Annotated in this window: 15 protein-coding genes and 5 pseudogenes; 14 read left to right on the plus strand and 6 right to left on the minus strand. The window is 44.8% G+C overall.

Translation table 11 applies throughout. From position 1 onward, the window contains the following. Positions 1-36: 36 nt before the first annotated feature. From AAY47_RS07305 to AAY47_RS07325, 5 genes and pseudogenes are all read left to right on the plus strand, one after another. Positions 37-438 (plus strand): annotated as a pseudogene (locus AAY47_RS07305) (IS110 family transposase); the annotation flags it as partial. Between the two features lie 555 nt (positions 439-993). Further along, on the plus strand, positions 994-1,425 hold the full coding sequence (locus AAY47_RS07310) for a hypothetical protein (RefSeq protein ID WP_047768370.1): 432 nt from the start codon (positions 994-996) through the stop codon (positions 1,423-1,425). 20 nt (positions 1,426-1,445) lie between these two features. Beyond that, positions 1,446-2,978, plus strand: coding sequence for a hypothetical protein (locus tag AAY47_RS07315; protein WP_047768373.1), 1,533 nt, complete (start codon positions 1,446-1,448; stop codon positions 2,976-2,978). Between the two features lie 220 nt (positions 2,979-3,198). Further along, the gene (locus AAY47_RS07320) at positions 3,199-3,591 is read left to right on the plus strand and encodes a hypothetical protein (RefSeq protein WP_047768375.1); all 393 of its coding nucleotides are present in this window, start codon (positions 3,199-3,201) and stop codon (positions 3,589-3,591) included. An 88-nt stretch (positions 3,592-3,679) separates the two neighbouring features. Beyond that, complete coding sequence (locus tag AAY47_RS07325; RefSeq protein ID WP_235428312.1) at positions 3,680-4,135, plus strand: hypothetical protein; 456 nt, start codon at positions 3,680-3,682, stop codon at positions 4,133-4,135. Positions 4,136-4,603: 468 nt separating this feature from the next. Here the strand turns inward: AAY47_RS07325 and AAY47_RS07330 are convergent, their stop codons facing one another. Together AAY47_RS07330 and AAY47_RS07335 are read right to left on the minus strand one after the other, a co-directional pair. Next, the gene (locus AAY47_RS07330) at positions 4,604-5,083 is read right to left on the minus strand and encodes a hypothetical protein (protein ID WP_047768377.1); all 480 of its coding nucleotides are present in this window, start codon (positions 5,081-5,083) and stop codon (positions 4,604-4,606) included. A gap of 180 nt (positions 5,084-5,263) precedes the next feature. Beyond that, the gene (locus tag AAY47_RS07335; protein WP_047768379.1) at positions 5,264-6,160 is read right to left on the minus strand and encodes a LysR substrate-binding domain-containing protein; all 897 of its coding nucleotides are present in this window, start codon (positions 6,158-6,160) and stop codon (positions 5,264-5,266) included. A gap of 114 nt (positions 6,161-6,274) precedes the next feature. On the opposite strand from AAY47_RS07335, the gene AAY47_RS07340 reads away from it, so the two are divergent. After that, positions 6,275-6,952, plus strand: coding sequence for an FMN-dependent NADH-azoreductase (locus AAY47_RS07340; protein WP_047768381.1), 678 nt, complete (start codon positions 6,275-6,277; stop codon positions 6,950-6,952). 102 nt (positions 6,953-7,054) lie between these two features. On the opposite strand, the pseudogene AAY47_RS23160 reads toward AAY47_RS07340, so the two are convergent. Next, positions 7,055-7,409 (minus strand): annotated as a pseudogene (locus AAY47_RS23160) (recombinase family protein); the annotation flags it as partial. Positions 7,410-7,821: 412 nt separating this feature from the next. Between AAY47_RS23160 and AAY47_RS20525 the strand changes: the two are divergent. The 3 genes and pseudogenes from AAY47_RS20525 to AAY47_RS07360 all read left to right on the plus strand — a co-directional run. Then, positions 7,822-7,956, plus strand: a pseudogene (locus AAY47_RS20525) (tail fiber assembly protein); the annotation flags it as partial. A gap of 410 nt (positions 7,957-8,366) precedes the next feature. Then, positions 8,367-9,155 carry a hypothetical protein gene (locus tag AAY47_RS07355; RefSeq protein WP_047768385.1) on the plus strand — a complete coding sequence of 263 codons (789 nt, stop codon included), beginning with the start codon at positions 8,367-8,369 and terminating at the stop codon, positions 9,153-9,155. Positions 9,156-9,166: 11 nt separating this feature from the next. Beyond that, positions 9,167-9,892, plus strand: coding sequence for a scabin-related ADP-ribosyltransferase (locus AAY47_RS07360; protein WP_047768387.1), 726 nt, complete (start codon positions 9,167-9,169; stop codon positions 9,890-9,892). Positions 9,893-11,103: 1,211 nt separating this feature from the next. On the opposite strand, the gene AAY47_RS07370 is transcribed toward AAY47_RS07360, so the two are convergent. The 3 genes and pseudogenes from AAY47_RS07370 to AAY47_RS07380 form a co-directional block, all read right to left on the minus strand. Further along, positions 11,104-12,294, minus strand: coding sequence for a TniQ family protein (locus AAY47_RS07370; RefSeq protein ID WP_047768391.1), 1,191 nt, complete (start codon positions 12,292-12,294; stop codon positions 11,104-11,106). Then, positions 12,291-13,199 (minus strand): TniB family NTP-binding protein, encoded by a 909-nt coding sequence (locus AAY47_RS07375; protein ID WP_047768392.1) that lies wholly within the window; start codon positions 13,197-13,199, stop codon positions 12,291-12,293. The genes AAY47_RS07370 and AAY47_RS07375 overlap by 4 nt, the downstream gene beginning before the upstream one ends. Positions 13,200-13,201: 2 nt before the next feature. Next, positions 13,202-14,895, minus strand: a pseudogene (locus AAY47_RS07380) (transposase). A gap of 528 nt (positions 14,896-15,423) precedes the next feature. Here AAY47_RS07380 and AAY47_RS07385 point away from each other — a divergent pair. From AAY47_RS07385 to ssb, 5 genes and pseudogenes are all read left to right on the plus strand, one after another. Further along, a pseudogene (locus AAY47_RS07385) lies at positions 15,424-16,122 on the plus strand (PFL_4669 family integrating conjugative element protein); the annotation flags it as partial. Positions 16,123-16,135: 13 nt separating this feature from the next. Further along, positions 16,136-17,605, plus strand: coding sequence for a DNA topoisomerase (locus AAY47_RS07390; protein WP_047768394.1), 1,470 nt, complete (start codon positions 16,136-16,138; stop codon positions 17,603-17,605). A gap of 315 nt (positions 17,606-17,920) precedes the next feature. Beyond that, positions 17,921-18,385 (plus strand): STY4534 family ICE replication protein, encoded by a 465-nt coding sequence (locus tag AAY47_RS07395; protein WP_047768425.1) that lies wholly within the window; start codon positions 17,921-17,923, stop codon positions 18,383-18,385. Between the two features lie 76 nt (positions 18,386-18,461). Next, positions 18,462-18,671, plus strand: coding sequence for a hypothetical protein (locus AAY47_RS07400; RefSeq protein ID WP_047768396.1), 210 nt, complete (start codon positions 18,462-18,464; stop codon positions 18,669-18,671). Between the two features lie 16 nt (positions 18,672-18,687). Further along, entirely contained in the window at positions 18,688-19,200 is a 513-nt protein-coding gene (gene ssb / locus AAY47_RS07405) for a single-stranded DNA-binding protein (protein ID WP_047768398.1), read from the plus strand. Positions 19,201-19,537: the final 337 nt, after the last annotated feature.

The following is a 19,537-nucleotide window of genomic DNA, read 5'->3' on the forward strand; positions in this document are numbered from 1 at the left end:
TCAGAGTCAGCCGACAAGGTTTCTCCTTGCGGGGCACCCGGTATGGGGTCCTGCATGGGCCCACGAATGCTTGCGGCATTGGGCGATAACCGTAACCGCTTTAACAGTGCAGAAGAAATTCAAAACTACGCAGGCATCGCGCTGGTAACCGAGCGAAGTGGTCAGAAATCGTGGGTACACTGGCGATGGCAATGTGCCAAGTTCGTCAGGCAGACGTTTGTTGAATGGGCTGCCAAGACAGTTAAATCATCATACTGGGCCAAACTGTATTATCAGGGGCAACGTGAAAAAGGAAAGTCTCATCAATCCGCAATCCGAGTACTGGCGTTTAAATGGATAAGGATAATTTACCACTGTTGGAAAACCAGAACCTATTACGACGAAGCAAAATACTTATTGGCACTCAAAGATCGAAATTCGCCTTTACTTAAAGAATAAAAAGCTTGTCGAATGTCTCAGGGCGTGAAGCGAGCGTTATAATGATTCTAGAAAAACGTGAATGTAGTGACCACTTTCAACTGACCACTTCAGATAATTGTTTTAATGCAACAGAACCTGTTTTTAAACACAATGGAAAAATTGAGCCAGTTTAGTGACTCACTCTTCATTATAAGTCCATTAAAAAAAATTCATTATTTAGCTATGTTTGTGTGTTATGATAGGTTTCTTCTCTTCCTCAACATAAGAAGAGGTGTCAAATGCAACTATCGGTTCACACCTGGATGCAGGAATTACACGAATTACAGGCTTGTTCGACACCTTTGTCTCACCTTGGCAGTTCACACCAGCATAGCCCGAATTATCTTCGGTGCTTACTCAATTATATTGAACGTACAAAAGACGATAACACTCGTATTTCACTTGCCACTTGCCACTTGCCACTTGCCACTTGCCACTTGCCACTTGTTACTTGCTCCGTTCCCGTTTTTACAAAGACCATGAGGTGAAGCCAATAACACAAATTTTTAATAAAATTAAAACGGAGACTTATTTATGAATATCATGAAAAAAATATTGTCAGGAGTTTTTATTTTATTCACCCTAAGTTTTTTTTCAGCAGCATTTACCCAAATTTATAAAATAAAACCTAACACCAACGAAAAATCGTCTCAACTTGCGCAAGGAAAAAAATGTACCGCTCAGTCTTCCTACCTCGGTTATGTTGTCTCTGTTGCTATTGGGTATGGAGGTTATAACAAAGGCCCGAAGATAAAAAATTATATCGCTATTACCGTGGTTGATAAAAATAGAAAAAATCCCGAATGGTACTGGTCACAGTATGATGCCAATACAGATGCAGGTAAATCCATACAAGCACTGGCGTCATATGCTGCCGCTAGTGGGCAAAAAATTCTTGCTGAGTGCGAGGCGGTCGGAGATCACCAAAATATTAACTCCTTATGGGTTGGGCCAGATGCTTGGTAAAAGGATAATGGGAGAATATTATGAATTTAATAAAGAAAATATTTATTGCCATAATTGCAATGTTATCATTTTTACCATCTATTTTCATGGCATTTGGCCAGCCATTACCCGAAGGTGATCCAAGGCGTTCGGTTGTCGGTTTCTTTTTTGATACAGAAGGTAATGTTTATAATCCCATAATGGCTTACGGAAATACAATAAGATATAGTCTGCCCGACCCAAATTTATCGATACAATATACATATGACGATTTCCGAGCTGATATTCGGATCGCACCACTTATGCGCCGTGCTGCAGCATATTGGAATAATGTGCTGAATTCTTATTTTACTATCAGGGAATTTCAACAGGGGGAACAACCTAATTTTATTCTACAAACTATGTTGCCTACTATGCTAGATAGAACCAGGCCTGATTACTATCTTGGATATTTAGACGCAATAACTGCTATGCCTATTTACTATGAATATGATGAGATGAGATTTAATTATGGCATTACGTCACCAGGAATATATTTTGTGCCTACCATTGCTGTATCTGACAGGCTTTACGACACTTGGGAAACCACAATGGGGAGTGATTTTGATTTAAGTAGGTATGCAGAAATTTTTACATATGCGCTTGTACTTCATGAGATGGGTCATGCTTTAGGGTTGGGTCATCCTGATGATGTACTCCGGGGGGTAAACCTTACGAGTACAGATGTTCACCCGATGTTTAGTAGGTTAAATAATTTTGCTGTATACAGAGATTTAGAGAGTAGTGTTCCACAAGCACCAGTAATGCTTGAATATCCAATTTATTTTTTACTAACTTTGCATCAACAGCTTGATAGGCCATTAAATATTAATAATATTGCTATATCAGAACATGAAAGAAGATTGTTATTCAATCAGGTTTCTAGTTTTTGTGATCGTTTCAATCAAGTTTCTAGATTTTTTGATCGTTCAAATAATGCAGACTGTGATTATAATATTGTTCACCCATTAGCAAAAACAATGGTGCCCATTGTCAGTATATTGCTGAGTAATTCCGCGCCTAAGCCAAAACCAAAAGTTAAGATTTGTACAGTTGAACTTAAAACCACAGACGAGATAGAGCTTATCTTTTATAGTCAGTGGCATACCACCTTTACCCGAAAGGGTGAATGTCAGGTCAATCTGAGTTTAAAATGCGATGGAAGTGAAAGCGCCTGTTCCAGCGGAGACTATTCGTCACATAATAAATTCCAATTAATCATACATGATGACCAATCAATCAATGACGAGAAGCTCACCATAAGTGCTAGAGGTGCAGAAAAAAACGACACAATGTTAAGAATAACAAATTTCTCATCAACTGATAATATGAAATTTGAAAATAAAGGTAGTGGCATAGCCAAAATTTCATATGTTGATTCAAGTTGTTACTATAGTACAGGCCCCTCTTTCATGGAAATTAAACCAGATCTTGATCGTGCGTTTACCGTAGAAACTAATAATGGTTTTTTTAGTGCCTGTACATCACAACCCAAAGTAATAAGCTGGAAAATTGAATACATTACATATGAATAAATTAACTAAAACTGGCAAGAACATAATAATTACAGCTATAAATTTTTATAGAAGTAAAAACTTTATGAATAAAATTTTCAGGATCCGAGAATACTTTGTATCAAGAGTTGGTTAGACGAAGCGACAGTTCTAAACAGCTTGTCATAATAGTGAGACTCTTATATTTCTTATTTCTTTCTCTGTATGTGAATATACATTAATTAAAAAGGAATGAATTGCTATGAAATCAATTTATTTGTTCGTATTATTTTGTTTTTTTGCTTTCAGTGTATCAGCGGAGGGGAATGGAGACAAGATAACTGGCAGCCAATTAAAGCCAAATATCTCCGTTTCTACAGGTAAGAATGATGCAATAAACTGCAATGAATCCATTACAGGATATATTATTTCCGTTTCCACAGGATATGGGGGAAATAAAAATTGGTTGGCCTTTACAATTAAAAATAAAAGTGGTCAGAGCTGGTTCTGGGCAGCTCATTTAAACAATACTGATGCAGGAAAATCCCTGCTTTCAACGGCAATTTTTGCTGCTTCTAGTGGCCAAAAAATTTATGCCGAATGCGATAATAATCACTATATTACATCTCTGTGGGTTGGGCCGGATGCGTGGTGATTCGGTTCTGTCGCATTAGTGAAGAAAGCTCGAGGATAAGGCATTAGAATACTTAGATGTCCTGACTGATATCAAAGAAGACCTGCTGATGCGTCATCGCCACAGTCATATCCGTTTGCTGGAAGAGAGGCTGAATGCGGTGCAAACACCGCAGCAACGCGTGATGCGTCAGTCGCTTCAACAAGGCAAACATCAAACCGAACTCAGGGAAATTAAGCCGGGTTCGGAAACCGAACTGAGTCTTCCAAAAGGGCAGAATACACTGAATTCGGATGCCGAACTCAGTCTGAAATCAACGCCTTATCGTGATTCTGCTAAACCGAACTGTTATGTACGTTCTTTCACACAGAGTGTGAATAAAAAAACATACGTCGATCCGCAATCCGCGTTTTTTCTGCCGGAAGGGCTGTGCCGACAACTGGAATCGGATGATGTAACGATGCTGACCAGTCAGTTGCAGGCGCTGCCCGCTGAACAGGCACAGACCGTATTGAGTTGTCTGGACAAAGCGCTACGGGCAGATCACTCTCGTCAGCCTGTATAGGTATACTTACTGGCCCCTTAGTCGCTACTTTTGTGTATTGGGAATTAAAGATAAGTATTGAAATCATAGTCATGATTATAACGTTGGTTATATATTGGGTTTTATTTTGTTTAGTTGATTTTTGTGCAGAAAAAGGGTTAGGTGAAACTATTAACATTAAATACCAACGAATAGTATTAGTTTTTATTTTTATTGCGACTCCTGCTGTTTGTGTCCTGCTTGAATTAACATAAATGCCACTCTTCTTTGAAGGTTGAATCACAAGTGCAATAGCTCCCCCTGGTATTAAGTCGATATGGTCGTGTATTGTAGTATTAAATTCACTCACTGTTAGCATTGCCAACAGTGAGTGAAGAATAATCTTCTTTAGCGCGAATAAAGTTTATCGATTTTTCTCTCTTCGTATAACTGATTAACTAAAGCAACGTTTGATTCTGTCTGTTTTATATAGATACCGTATATGATAATTCACTTAATAAATAAGAAACAACGTGCAGTATTATAGGCGTCCAGACCTGCGGATTCTGGAATGGTTGTCCTATTCCGAGCGAAAACATCACCTACATATCTCATTTCCATATCAGAAGTTATTTCTAACAGTCTACCTATTAATATATCAACCGGTAACTTATTAGCATCTATCGTTGTTCTCCATGTCACCGGGACGTTTGACAAGTATGCATTTTCATATACTTCTTTGTTTTTACTGTATATATTAATATAATGAATGATTTCATCATAAAACTTATTATACAGTTTTATATATTCCTTGCTTCCAGACATTCCTGCTATTTCTAAATCTATCATGCACTTAGATATTTTATATACGTTATCAACAGCATGTATTGATTGGGTATTTAAATCATCAATGACCTGAATATTCAGATTATCACTTGCCATAGAATAAGAAGAAATAAGTATAATTAATAAACATAGTGTCTTGCTCATAATGTCTCTCGCTTACCGACTACGATGTAACCTACTGAAAGAAAAAGATAAGAAATCAGATGGTGCTAATCTACTTTTTTATAATCAATTTATCAATTAATTAGAGTGGATGGCTTATACTCATAACTGAATCAATGTCACATTAGTATCTACTAGTAGTTGTAGTCTAAAAATTAATCTTTATATGTCCGTTGGATTCTGGTGAGCAACTTGTAGCAGCCAGTTCTCCACGATGATAGCTGCCTCAGATACGGGATACTGATTGCTTTTGAGAACATGGTAAGCCATGCCTTTTAGAGATGTTTCGGTAACAACCTGCAGTAACCCTAGGCGTAGTTCTTCCTCGATCAATAGTAAACTCAGCAGAGCCACCCCCTGACCTGCGATAGCTGCCTGAATAGCATGGCTTTCCTCGTAATACCGAATACCGGTGGACAAATCTGATGGATTAAGTCCGGTGACTTTAGCCCAAGTATTCCATGTTAAATCGACAGGCAGAGAATGATACCATTCGAAATGAATTAAAGGCCATTGTGATACATCCTGATTTATCGTCTTCAGGAGAGTTGGACTGGCGACAGGTGCGAAATAATCCTCCAAAAGCAACGTAGCAGCCTCTCCCGGGTAATGACCAAGACCATACCTAATCGCTAAATCGACTGTACCGGTATTGAGATTTACCGGAGTGTTGGATGCATGAATATGCAGATCGATGTCGGAATGTGCTTTCTGAAAGGATGCCAACCTGGGTATCAGCCATTTTGCAGCAAATGCAGGAGTCGTGGATAACATTACTGACTTCCGACGTGGTTTCTGTATACGCTCAATGGCAACAGCAATGGTTTCAAAACTACTGCACACCGCAGAAAACAGAGTCAGCCCATCCTGTGTCAGTTCAACTGCCCGAACTTTGCGCAGGAATAGAGGGCGTTCGAGATATTCCTCCAAGACGCGGATACGGTGACTGATCGCTGTTGCGGTAACAGATAATTCTTCTGCAGCCTTCTTAAAATTGCGTAAACGTGCAGCAGCTTCAAAGGCACGAAGTGATGTCAAGGAAGGGAGTCGTATAGCCATACATGGATGATATCATTTCATCTATTGGTTGAAAATATATCGTTTGTTAGACAGAAATATTAAGTAGAAACTGACTGCACTTGAATATATTTCATCTATGAGGGTTCAATTGATATGACTACGTTATTACACATCGATTCCAGTGCACGCTATGGCAGTTCTGACGAAATTTCCCACGGCTCGCATACACGTCGGTTAACTTCACGTTTCGTACAACAGTGGATTGCATTGCACCCCGAAACAAAAGTGCTCTACCGCGATGTAGGTCAGGAAGCGCCACCGCCTGTTACGGGAAAATGGATACATGCCGCTTTTACACCCGAACATGTTCGTGAAGATTGGATGAGAGAGGAGCTTAGGATGAGTGATATATTGGTGGACGAAGTGATACGCGCTGATCTTATTGTAGCTGGCGTACCAATGTATAACTTTGGGCCTCCTGCACAATTCAAGGCCTATATTGACAACATAGTGCGGGTAGGGCGTACATTCGGATTTGATCGAAGCCGGAATGGTGAACCTTATTGGCCCCTGTTGGCAGGTGCTGGAAAACGCTTGATCATCCTATCTTCACGAGGTGATTACGGGTACCAACCGGGCAGTCGCCTCGGCAGTCATAACCACGTAGAAAGAGCTGTTCGCACCGCTTTTGCATACATTGGTGTGACTGATGTTCATGAAGCAGCCATTGAGTACGACGAGTTTGCCGATCATAGATTAGCTCATTCAATCAAACAGGCGGAGGCGGTTGTAGATGATCTTGTTTCTATGTTAGTCAACCGCTCTACTTAATCTAGGTTAGCGATCAACCCTTTTTCCTCCAGAGAACCCTTCCGCCTTATGTTGGCGGAAGGGTTCTCTGGAGGAAAAAGAGGATTATTGAAGAGCCTGATATCATGGGTGTGAAAGCAATTTCAATCCATCTGGACGTAATTCCCCTTTCGGTGATACATGTCGGTACAGTGTCTGCCGGGTAATTAATGTCCAGTTCCTTGCACAATTCACTCACCTTGGTTTCCGGTTGCCCCATCGCGGCCATCGCCAAACGTAATTTGGCCGCAGTCATCTTGAATGGCCGCCCGCCTTTTCTGCCACGTGCCCGTGCTGATGCCAAACCTGCCAGAGTGCGTTCAGAGATCAACTCACGTTCAAATTCAGCTAGCGCTGCGAAAATACCGAAGACCAGCTTACCAGCGTCTGTTGTGGTATCGATAGCTGCGCCATGTCCAGTCAATACTTTGAGACCAACTGTCATTTTCAGAAGGCGATTGCACATTCTGTCAGAACCCGGCTGCACTTATTGCTAGGTTTATATGGCAAATCGTCGAGCCGTAATTCTGATAGGCAATGGTCTGCCACTCCTTGTTGGATGGTCAACACCTACGATTTTGATTTGGCAATCTGTGGTATGTCTGACGCAATGCCCAAACCTCGCATTGGTGCACACGAGTATTGAGTATAATCAAGTTTAGTGCAGTCGTCTTCTGAAGTTACTTTATCAGAAGTCATATGCACACCGGTCGTTATGCCCTGTTAATTGGTGCAATCGCCTTCTGAAAATGACAGTAAATTGGCTGGTTAATTTTTGGCTATTTAAAATGACCGCTTAACGGCGTTTACTGTTCCGTTACTCCCCAAACCCCTATTCCTACCGCAACCAACTGGAACGCGCCGTTAAGCACAACATGGCAACCGGCGAAGAGAAAGCCAGCCTTGAAGCCTGGAAGAAGTACAGCGTACTGGTGAACAGGGTAGAGCCTGAGAAACCGGAGTGGCCGGAAAAGCCAAGAGTGTGATCTCATCGGCGTTTTCATCACGTTGTTATTGTGACAATAAGGCACTTATATTTATTATTTATGGTGTAATTATGAAATATATATTGAGTTTATTGATGGTCGGAATGCTATTTTTCTCGGGCCAGTCAATGTCATCCACCACATGTAATTCTGGTAATACGCCCACAGGTGTCGTGAAAAGCTACGGGCTAGACAGTAGCGGGAGATACACGCAAATTCACTTTACTGCTAATGACGGGGCCGATTTTCCGCAGCTAACCAATAAAACATACCCTATAAACACGGATTCAGGGAAAGCTATAGATAAAATTGTTATGCTGGCGTATATATCAGGGAATAAAATAACCATTTATTGTCAGGGGGGTAATCAGTTTGCCTCCGTTAAAATTAACCATTAAATGGTGGGAAATATGAGAAAGGTAAAGTTTTGCGCTTCTCTTTTGTTTTTGCTATCTTCACTAGCTCATGCATCACAATGGTATGATGTGACTTTCAGCAATCCAAACCAATTTTACTCCATAACTATAGATACCCCACAAGGGAGTGGTTCCGAATGCATGTATATTTGGGCGGTTCCTAATCCAGCAATAACACTTCAACCAAGTCAAACATCTCAAAAAATACAAATAGAAGATAAAGATACCATATTTTCTTGTGTTGGTGGCCCCAAGTTTGTCACGTGGAACGTTCATGCCAATCCCTTACCTAGCTATGCAAAGTATTATCGTGCCAAGACATGTACGGTAGAGTTTAGGCATTTTAAAAGTGGTTCAACATGGTTCACAATAATAAATTCCCCTTGCACAAGTGGGAAAGATATACTCGTAGCTGATGCAACCTGTAATGGTCGAGGGTGCTTGAATTTAGCAGAAAGCGGCGTTCCAGAGCATGGAGCCATTAATATAACGTTCTTTACTACTAACCAGACATCATGTCGGGATAGAAATTCTAATGGAGTTTATATCGATAGTAAGGTGACTGGTATATATCCAACTTGGGGTGGTGAAGATGTAAACAGAGTTGACCTTGCTCAAGGGAAGGGACTATTTTATGGGGATTTCACTTATGAATACGGCCTGAATACAGAAGACGGAAAGAGATTTTTTAAGTACGCAACTCTGGCTAATATCACTTCCAGTAGATTACAAGCTCAGTGCGATGGGAATGGTGCATTGGGCGAAATAAATTTATTATATTAATTGGTGGCTTGATGAAAATACTAACAGTATTTTTCTTGATTATTTTCTCACCAAATCTATTGGCGCAGACTTTTTTTTACAGAAGTGATAGCCGGGCCCCGACTGGACCTGGTGGGGTATTTGAGATGGGGTTTCATCCGTGGGGGGAGAATGATAACTTACTTGAACATGTTGAAGCTGATAGTTTAGGTGGGCATGGCGGGGCGCCCACCTCTGCATTTGTAGCAACATCTACTGATTCTGATGTGGCTGTTGATATTTCTGCGGCTGAAGAGGGGGATGGAACGGAATTTTATCTTTATGAGGTAAGACCGACTGATAATTTTTATAGCGTGGAGACTTCATTTAGGGAATGGGGGAGAACGGACTCTGGTTACCTTGAGGCTCTTGATGATTTCGGCGATCAGCATGAATATGTTGCTTTTGGGGGGATCTCAAGGGAACAGATACGTAGAGCGACCTTGTATCGAATCGTAAATGGTATACCTGTACCATCTGGAGTTGAAGATAACGCTCATTACCAAGAGATAACTTCAGCAGCAAACCCTGACCCATATCCCCACATGTACCCATCAGGGACTCATACTCAATTTTCAACAACGTATGCATGTGCAAATAACACGTCATATTCAAGTGTTAGTAGACGTGAGATTCTGAAATCAGAAGATAAATTTTATAAGAAAATGCAAAAATGCAATGCATTGATACTGGCTGAGGCTTTTGTGGCCGATTTCTAATTAAAAAAACTTAAGAAGCCTCGGAGTTGAACGTAGCGCCCTTTCAGGGCGAGCGTCACAGCTGCGCAGTTCGGGGTAATAAGCGGGAACCGTCCAAAATTTTGTCACGTTTGTCACTTACTATTTAACAAAGTATTTACGGGTTCTACGTCTGAACCGCATAAATTTCTATCCAAGGGGTAAGCTGACAAACTTTTCCAGTTGCTACTCTGCGGATAGCTGCCACTTTCTGGCAAGCCTGCTTTGATTTCCATCAGACAACCAGTTATTTACTGCTTGGGGTGTTTTGACTTTAAGGGGTTTTCCGACCATAGCCCCCATTTGTTCCCCCACTCCTCTTGCTACGACAGGTTTTCAAGGTAAATATCGTTTTCTGCACTCATCAATAGTAATTCAATAACTTTTTGAATATTAATGCTTTTGTTTTTGTTGCATTCCATCCGGTGAATTATTGTTTCATGTGTTTGGTGCTCTGGCGCAATCTTACCGCATTGGAAGACGGTATGTCCAAAGCTGCTATTTGCCATAATTTTGGTGTAAAAAGAACAACCCTCATTGACACATTGAATCGTATAGGTCAAGACAGAAAGAATAAACAGGAATGATGCCAAAGGTAGCCAAACGGATTACATGAATTTTTTAAAAAATAAAAAAAACTATATTCAACAGGTTATCACGTTTTATCAAGTGCTATTCAAAATCGATTTTTCCGTTGAAAGCCAGACGTAGCAAGGGCTAAGAGGGAGCAAGGGAATAAATCGGGGCTATGGTCAGAAAACCCCATAAGGCAACTATAGGAAATTTTTCTCCCTTTTACTTTTGTCCTACGGCCATCGGATGACCTTGCCACGTTGGCAAAATGATGTCTTTCGTGTGTCATTTTCAGAAGGCGATTGCACCAATTAACAGGGCATAACGACCGGTGTGCATATGACTTCTGATAAAGTAACTTCAGAAGACGACTGCACTAAACTTGATTATACTCAATACTCGTGTGCACCAATGCGAGGTTTGGGCATTGCGTCAGACATACCACAGATTGCCAAATCAAAATCGTAGGTGTTGACCATCCAACAAGGAGTGGCAGACCATTGCCTATCAGAATTACGGCTCGACGATTTGCCATATAAACCTAGCAATAAGTGCAGCCGGGTTCTGACAGAATGTGCAATCGCCTTCTGAAAATGACATGAATGCCAAAACGCGGACTGTCAAGATTTGTCACTTAATCCGTCATTTATTCTAAGACTCGTAAAAGGTTCATCTGGGTTAAAATGTGACACAAATTCCAACGGAATACCTACCTCAACAAATAAGGTACGAAGTTTTTCCAGAGACTCAGGGTCACACAATGAACGAGCTGTATCGGGATTGTGTCGTGCCTCAGCAACGGCTGCATTAAGCGCATCGGTGAGGTTTTGCCAGGGATTGAGAGAGCGTTTATTTCCATTTGTTGGCAGGCCGTTGGTAAAATCGCTTTGCGGTTCGGGTAAGAACAAGTCTGCCTGTTTACCATATGGATTCAATATCTCTGATTCGATTAGGTTCATTGCCATCGCCGCTGCTTCTAACATTTTTAACTGTACTGCCGGATTCAAAATCTCATAGGGTTTCCATAAACTTTGCCCTGCGCGAAACGGATAACCACAACGTTCCCAAACATAACGGAGATTACCAGCGTAGGTTCCACATTGTGAAATGGGTGTATTGAGTTCATCCAGCAAGGTACGTAGCAATCTAAACCATAAACCGGCATGGACTCGGCGTTGTGGTAGATCCACATACCCTGTAGCCAATGCCTGCCAGGTACGCTTATCCATCACCGCAATAGCATTGCTGGCTGTACGTGGCAACATATCTGTATTTTCCCAGCCGAAAAAATGCCCTGAAAGCCCCTGATAGAATTCCAGCCAACAACCATGCAACGGACAACTCAGCATAAGAGGCAATTTCCATATGAGTAATATAGGTTTCACCGTTGAATTGTTCAGACAATGTGGGCAAGCCCGATAGATGGGCTGGCTGGGCAACCAAGCTCGCCAGCTTGCAATTAACCTTATTTTGCGGCGATATTCCGGCAATAATACCGAAAACTGAAATACGTAAGTTTCCAACGCTGAAGGAATTAAATCGTCGAGGCTATCCAACAACCACGGTACCCAACCGGCAAAATTCATAGAGTGCAGTCGCTCTAACTCGACACCACTTCGAAGTGAGAGCGCTGTTAATAGCGAACGTGGTGGCGCTATATCTAGATCATCGACTTGATCGTGTCCAAGGTCGTGTTCCAGCAGTTCATGAACGCTCATCTGGTAACAGGTAGCAACCCGATGAAGCCACGAAGATAAAGATTCACCGTCTACTGGAGTTGGATGCAATGGCCAGCGTGGTGCTGGCTTCACCTCATTTCTCTCTCAAATTGGCGTCGTCGCTCGCTGGGGCCATTATAATCTGCCATGCTGAGTGTACGATGATTGATAGCTTCTTCCCCAATTTCTACAGCCGCGATAGCAACCGACATCAGCAAGTGTGCCAGTTCACCGATTGTCCCCTCGCATCGGGTAAGCAGATAACGTGCCATGTTTGGTGTAGCAATCGGTGATTGTCGCTTCAGCGGAAACGCAGCGGCAAAACTAGCCAGTAATGAACAACAGTCATCGTTGACCTCCCACAGAGGTAACATCATCGGCTCGAATCGATTTTCCAATTGATCGTCTGAACGGATCGCTAAATAGGCATCGTGTGTCCCAACACCAACCAGCGGAATACGGAGTTCGTTACCAAGAAAGCGTAATAAATTGAGAAATTCTCGCCGATTGACACTGTTACCTGCCAGAACGTTGTGCAGTTCGTCTATCACTAATAGTCGAACACCGACCTTACGTAGCAATGTCAGTGCCAGTTGCTCCATTTCGGGTAGTCGGGGACGCGGTCGTAATGGTGCACCCATTGCCGCGAGCAGCGCGACGTAAAAGCGGATCACCGAAGGTTCAGACGGCATCTGCACAACCAATACTGGAATGTACTCTTGATTGTCGTCATAACTGGCTGGATGTGCACGCCGGAACTTTTCGATGATCATCGACTTACCGTTGTTGGTTGGGCCAACCAGTAACAAATTAGGCATGCGTTGCTTATTAGGCCAAGTGTACAAGGTTTCTAATCGGTTCAATGCGTCAAGCGCTCGTGGATAGCCTATCCAGCGATCAGTGCGGATACGTTGAATACGCTCAGTTGCTGGCAATTGAGCCAATCCTTGTACCGCTGGCAGCAGATGGGATAAATCGATGATGGGATATTCGTCCACAGCTACCACTCCTCTATTTGATCGAATGGCTTGGCCAGAGGCTGATTTTCTGCCTGTTGGTCAGTTATCTCTATTTTGGGTAAAACGGGTTCATTGGGTGGCAGTGGTGCCTTGAGATGCTGGCGTCGTTCTGTATCACGGCGGGTTTTGCGTGTCGCTTTTTGTGCTGTAGTGACAATTTCACGCATTTGCTTAATCATGCGAAATAACATCGATTCATCCACCTGTTTCCGCCCGAGTTGGCGGAGATTTGTCAACGCCTGCCGCTGCTCCCATAGGGTAATGGCCGGGTGGGATAAGGCACGGTAGGGGATTTCCAGATAATGCTGTCCCTCGGGTTCCAATACCCAAATACGGCTGATATCGCGTGGGTCACGCCGGATCAGAAATGCAGGAAAATTTTCACGTCGGGCAATCCAGGGCTTGAGTACGTCGGCGTAGTAATGAATGTGGTCAATAACAAAGCCGGTACGTGTCAGAATGCGGCGGAACACGGGGAGAAAATCAACCAGAAAGGCAGTAGCGTGCGTGACAACAGCGGGGATGCCTATTCGTTCCACGGCTTCAGCCCAGCATGCTGCCGGAGGTTGGAGTAGACCACTGTGTATCAAACCGTGATAGGCGCCGATCGCCAGAGCAAACCAGCGCTCCAGTTCAGACAATGTCAGAGAGGCTAACTTATCGGAAGCATATTCCCCACGTTGTTTGGGATTGGAGAAGGTGGTTCCCGGCAATTCATCGTGGATCATTTGCATTGTTGTACCGATGATCCGTTCTACGATGCCGCCGTAGTGCGGTTGCCCGCGAGGACGATAATCCAATCGGATGCCGTGTTGTTCGCAGCCCCGGCGCAGGGCTTCGCTTTTAAATTCAGCGGCGTTGTCGAGATAGAGTTGCCTGGGTTTGCCACTCATCGGCCAGTTCATTTCTATATCCAGCCTTTCCAGCCAGGGGCGCTTATCACAAACGATGTGGGCGAGACAAAGTCCGACAGCAACAGCAGACGGCGCTTCCAGGGTGATCACCATACCAAGCACGCAACGTGTGAATACATCAATAGCGATGGTAAGATATGGGCGGCCAATCGGTTGCCGATCACAAGTATCAACAACGATTAGGTCAATGACTGTGTGGTCAATTTGTACCTGTTCCAGTGGTGCCGTTACGGCGGGAGGTAAACCTCCGGCACCTTGTCGATCCCGTGCTGCATCTTGGCCTTCTCGGTAATGTATTGTTTTGAGTAATGTATTGTTTTGAGTGGATCAAGGTCAGCTACCCGCAGTGCCACCGTATTGCGCGTTGGGACGGGCAAATTTTGCTTTTTACAGGCCTGTGCAATCTCTCGACAAAGTGCTGCCAGACTGCACTTTTGCTTAGTCAAAAATCGCTTTTTCAGTAAATCATGAATAATACTTTCGACTGACTCCGGCAGGCGTTTTTTACCTTTGCCGCCGTTAGATTGACCCGGAGCCAGATCTGTCACAAGGCCAGAACCTTGCCGGGCTTGGCTAATCAGAGCATATACCTGCCGCCGGGATAAACCCAATGTCTGAGCAGCAGCATCAGCGGCTTGATGACCGACCGTATTAAGCGCTGCTAGGGGTTCAATGATTTCATTTCTGCGCCGGGCCTCTTGCCATACCTTATCAGGTAAGGTCATCACGCCTCGCTCGGTAATTTGTGGTGTGTCTAACATGCTCACACCTCACACTTAGTGCATACGAGTACTGAGTATAATCGTGTTTAATGCAGACGTCTTCTGAAATGATGGCTAAATAACAAGCAAAAAAATGGTGTGTGTTCGAAAACAAGAAGAGTGTTAACGCTGTCGCCTCCAACGCTAGAACTCCGTTTTTTGATATTTCGTGCAGTTGACTATTTCAAATTACATATTTCGGTGCATACGAGTACTGAGCATAATTACGTTTAGTGCAGTCGACTTCTGAAATTATTTTATCAGAAGTCATATGCACACTCAGCTTTAAGCCCTATTAATTGGTGCAGTCGTCTTCTGAAAATGACAGTGCCAACAAAGATTAAAAAATACACACTGTTGGCACTGCCAACAGTGGCTAAAAAATCATCTTTTTTGACAGTGAATAAAACCCATCATTTTTCTCTTTTTTCATAACTGGTTATCCATTGAGTCACCGCCTCCTTTGCCTTAATAGTTTGACTGACTTATCAAGGTCAAACAGGAGTTTTTGTGCATGTCTGATGCAGAAAAAAAACCGCATCTCAGCCGCGTTTACGCGCCGGTGTCTTAACATCCTCGTTAACGATTGAATTACATACCCACTATGCGATCCGGCTCTGGGCGGGACGCCGACGGGAAGACATCAGCAAGACACATCAGGTTACGGAGATCCTCGGAATGCCACAGATCATTAAGCGTGCCGGTAATATCAGTGTGGATTCCGCCGCCGATAATCCGTATGCCGATGCCTGGCTGGTGAAGCTGGAGCAGGCGTTGGAAGCCGCATCTGCCAATCTCCAGCAGAGTATTGCCACTTTGCAGGATACCCTGAACGCCGTACCCCAGCAGATCACCTTATCCGCCGTTTCCTCTGTCGAGCCGTTGAATATCGGGGTTTACAGTCATTCGCCATTAGGCTATCGCGGTGTCTGGCTGCTGGTCGGCTATGACCAGCTCGCCATGAAAACGTTTCAGGCTTTCCATTACGGGCTGATTTCACGGGCAGAGCGGGATGCCTTTCTGCACAATGGCAGCCGGGCCATTCGCCAGATTTACGGCATTGTACGCTCTTACCGTTCACTGGTTGTCACTCGCCAGGATATTGCAGAGAAAACCCCAGCGGGACTTGAGGCCATTAAACTGCTGGGTGAACCGCATCCCGATATTTTGTCAGGTAAGTGGCGTTCGGTTTTCTCCCCACCTTTACGTTCGGTTGAACCCAATTAATGAAGGGGATGCAATGCAGCTTTATTTGTGTGAAAAACCCGCTCAGGCCAAAGACATTGCCAAAGTTTTGGGTGTGAAACAGCGCGGACAGGGATTTCTCTTCGGCTCCGGCATTACTGTCACCTGGGCCATCGGACATTTGCTGGAGGTGGCTGCCCCCGAACACTATGGCGAGCAATTTGGCCCGCCGTGGCGCATGGAGGTGATGCCGGTGCTGCCCGTTCAATGGCAATGGTCGGTAAAAAAAGAGACCGCCGGGCAGTTTGCAGTGGTTCAGCAGCTATTGAAACAGGCGGATGAGGTGATTATTGCCACCGATGCCGACCGTGAAGGCGAAGTGATTGCGCGTGAGTTGCTGGAGTATTGCCATTTCACCGGTCCGGTCAGGCGGCTGTGGTTGTCGGCACTGGATGAAACCCATAAAGCCACGACTTACCCGCGCACGGATTGCGGCTATCTGCCCATGTCCATGCAGGCCGATATTCCGGTGGTGTTGACCGCGCTGGTGCGAACCGATCCGGCGATGACCGCTGTTATCAGCCAACTGGATAGACAACTCGTATCCCGGGTCTGGAATGACACAAAAATCACGGCGCACCATGCCATTATTCCCACGCGTCATGCTTTTGATATCAGCCGGTTAACGACCGATGAGTTAAAGGTTTATCAGCTTATCCGTCAGCATTATCTGGCGCAGTTTCTGCCGACGCAGGAAACCGATGTGACAGAAGTGACGCTGGATATCGGCGGGCCATTATTCCGGGTAAAAGGTCGGGTTAATGTGATGACGGGCTGGAAAGCGCTGTTTACCGATGAGGCGGGAGAGCATGGAAAGGAGGAAGGAAAGGAAGCCGATCTACCGCTACCGGCCCTTAATCAGGGGGATCGCTGTCAGGTGATTGAGGCAAAAATTCAGGCAAGCCATACCAAACCGCCGGCACCGTTTACTGAAGGTACGCTGATTGCCGCGATGAAAAATGCCGCCGGTCTGGTCAGTGATCCGCAACTGAAACAAATCTTGCGAGAAAGTGCCGGGTTAGGGACGGAAGCAACCCGGGCCGGCATTCTGGACACCTTGTTTAAACGCCGGCTGATTGAACGGAAAAAGAAAGCGATCCACGCGACGCCGCTGGCGCAGGAACTGATTGCCGGGTTGCCAACGGTGCTGACAGATCCGGGTATGACCGCGTTATGGGAGCAGTCGCTGGAGGATATTGCGCAGGGTAAAGCATCACTGGCGGTTTTTATGCAAAAACAGGCGCAGTGGCTTTTGCATCTGGTCGGGCGGGGTAAAACACAGCCGCTTCATCTGACGTTGCCGAAAACCCCGGCCTGCCCGAACTGTGGCGGGCGGATGCGGCAACGGCAGGGAAAAACCTCGCCGTTCTGGGGCTGTGTGAACTATCCGGCCTGTAAAGGCATGCTGAATGATAAAGCGGTCACGCAATCGCGCAAAGCCAGGCGGGCAAATCAGAAAGTCTGAAGATCTGATTGTTGATTGACGCCTTGATGGGATGCGCGAAAAATCAGCCTGTTTCTTTAATGATCGGAGAGCCTGTAACGATCGCCTCCGGGTGGCTGTAAAACTTCCGTAGCCTGCAAGGGAGTACACACTGTGTGGTACATCTGCCCACCTTTGGAAGCAGATATTGCCAACCCAATGGCAATGAAGGTTCATTATGCTTTATCAGAACGTCAGCAACGTATACGTCTGACGCCCGGCGGGGAAAATCTTTCCCGTCAGGGATGGGGTTTTCTCCGTCATTCCTTATTTTTTGACCTCCATGGAGAACATCGTATGTCTGAGAACACCACATCGTTAACCAAAAACGACTATTTCAACCTGAATATTAAAGGCTTGGGCTATCTGAATAATATCCGCCATGTCAGCACCGCCAACGGGACGTTCCTGAGCTGCGTGATCAATGCGTTAAATGGCCCGAGTGATAATCCGGTCTATGTGCGTTTTGATATTACCGTGGTCGGTAAGGAGGCAACCAGTCTGGTGGGTCGTTGCCAGAAATCGGTGGATGAGGACAAAAAAGTGTTGCTGGGCTTTACCTTAAGTCATCCCTCCACCGATATTTTTACCCTGAAACGCGGGGATCATGCCGGTGAACAGCACGTCAGCCTGAAAGCCCGTCTGATCAAGGTGGACTGGATTAAAATCGGTCAGGAGAAAGTGTATCAGGCCGAACAGTCCGACTCGACCCCCCCGCAGAACGGTGCTGCACAAACCGAATATGCAGAAAACTCATTCTGATATTCCTTTTATCCCACCGACTTGCCCTGAGGTTTCAGGGCAGTCTTTTTATTATCAAAGACAACAGGATACAGAGATGAATATCGCACCGATTGGTGTTCTGGCACTGCAATACTGCCATAAGCAGTTACCGTTAACCGTGTTGCGAAGCTGTGCAGGCTTTTATATCGGCACACTGGATGAGGGGGAACCGTGTTCCCGTGAATCGGTGGAATATTTTGCCTGCCGTGAGCAGGCGGAATTTGCCCTGAAGCAGGGGTGCTGGACGCAGCGTCAGTCAGTGTAACCAGGAGGAAATGGATATGTCTTCACGTGGAATTAACAAGGTGATTTTAGTCGGAAATCTGGGGCAAGATCCGGAAATCCGTTACCTGCCAACCGGCGGTACAGTGGCAACACTGTCACTGGCCACCTCAGAAAACTGGCGGGATAAACAAACCGGCGAGCTGCGGGAGAAAACCGAATGGCACCGGGTGGTGATCTTCGGCAAGTTAGCAGAAATTGCGGTGGAATACCTGCAAAAAGGCGCTCAGGTCTATATCGAAGGTTCTTTGCAAACGCGCAAGTGGCAGGACCAACAGGGGCAGGATCGCTATTCAACCGAAGTGGTGGTGAGTGTCAGTGGCACGATGCAGATGCTGGGAAGTCGTGGCGATGTAAAACAGGCGGCTGCTCAGCAGGTGGGGCATAAGCCCGCACCGAAGCCACAGCCTTCTCAATCCGTCAATAAGGAGAGAAAAACAACTCGTGCGGTACAGCCTGCTGCTTTACCGGAACAGGAAGAAGTGGATTGGAATGATGAGATCCCGTTCTAGATCATGTATAAAAATAGCTTCTTTTATTAGTTTGTATAAATTATAACCCAGCAAATATGCTGGGTTTTTTGTTTGCCCGGCAAAATTGGCAACCCCTTCAGACTGAAAAAATTCTGAATCGCCCCGAATGAAAGAAAGGTAATTCAACTGGAAAAGACGTTGCTGGATAGCAGCTGGGTCTGAAGAAAGTAGGAGGCATATAGAGTAAGCGAATCTGGTTTAACTTGATTGGTAGTCAAGCGTACAAAATATCGTGAAGTCCAATACCCTGTCAGATCAACCGGGTAGAGTGGAGTTTATTACAGGGAGACGGTGCATTGATCACTTAGCTAACTCA

It is taken from the genome of Xenorhabdus griffiniae (assembly GCF_001028135.1).
Classification (GTDB): domain Bacteria; phylum Pseudomonadota; class Gammaproteobacteria; order Enterobacterales; family Enterobacteriaceae; genus Xenorhabdus; species Xenorhabdus bakwenae.

Coding starts and splice junctions, on each gene's coding strand:
- AAY47_RS07310 (WP_047768370.1), top strand. CDS start 994: ATGAATATCATGAAAAAAATATTGTCAGGAGTTTTTATTTTATTCACC.
- AAY47_RS07315 (WP_047768373.1), top strand. CDS start 1,446: ATGAATTTAATAAAGAAAATATTTATTGCCATAATTGCAATGTTATCA.
- AAY47_RS07320 (WP_047768375.1), top strand. CDS start 3,199: ATGAAATCAATTTATTTGTTCGTATTATTTTGTTTTTTTGCTTTCAGT.
- AAY47_RS07325 (WP_235428312.1), top strand. CDS start 3,680: ATGCGTCATCGCCACAGTCATATCCGTTTGCTGGAAGAGAGGCTGAAT.
- AAY47_RS07330 (WP_047768377.1), bottom strand. CDS start 5,083: ATGAGCAAGACACTATGTTTATTAATTATACTTATTTCTTCTTATTCT.
- AAY47_RS07335 (WP_047768379.1), bottom strand. CDS start 6,160: ATGGCTATACGACTCCCTTCCTTGACATCACTTCGTGCCTTTGAAGCT.
- AAY47_RS07340 (WP_047768381.1), top strand. CDS start 6,275: ATGACTACGTTATTACACATCGATTCCAGTGCACGCTATGGCAGTTCT.
- AAY47_RS07355 (WP_047768385.1), top strand. CDS start 8,367: ATGAGAAAGGTAAAGTTTTGCGCTTCTCTTTTGTTTTTGCTATCTTCA.
- AAY47_RS07360 (WP_047768387.1), top strand. CDS start 9,167: ATGAAAATACTAACAGTATTTTTCTTGATTATTTTCTCACCAAATCTA.
- AAY47_RS07390 (WP_047768394.1), top strand. CDS start 16,136: ATGCAGCTTTATTTGTGTGAAAAACCCGCTCAGGCCAAAGACATTGCC.
- AAY47_RS07395 (WP_047768425.1), top strand. CDS start 17,921: ATGTCTGAGAACACCACATCGTTAACCAAAAACGACTATTTCAACCTG.
- AAY47_RS07400 (WP_047768396.1), top strand. CDS start 18,462: ATGAATATCGCACCGATTGGTGTTCTGGCACTGCAATACTGCCATAAG.
- ssb (WP_047768398.1), top strand. CDS start 18,688: ATGTCTTCACGTGGAATTAACAAGGTGATTTTAGTCGGAAATCTGGGG.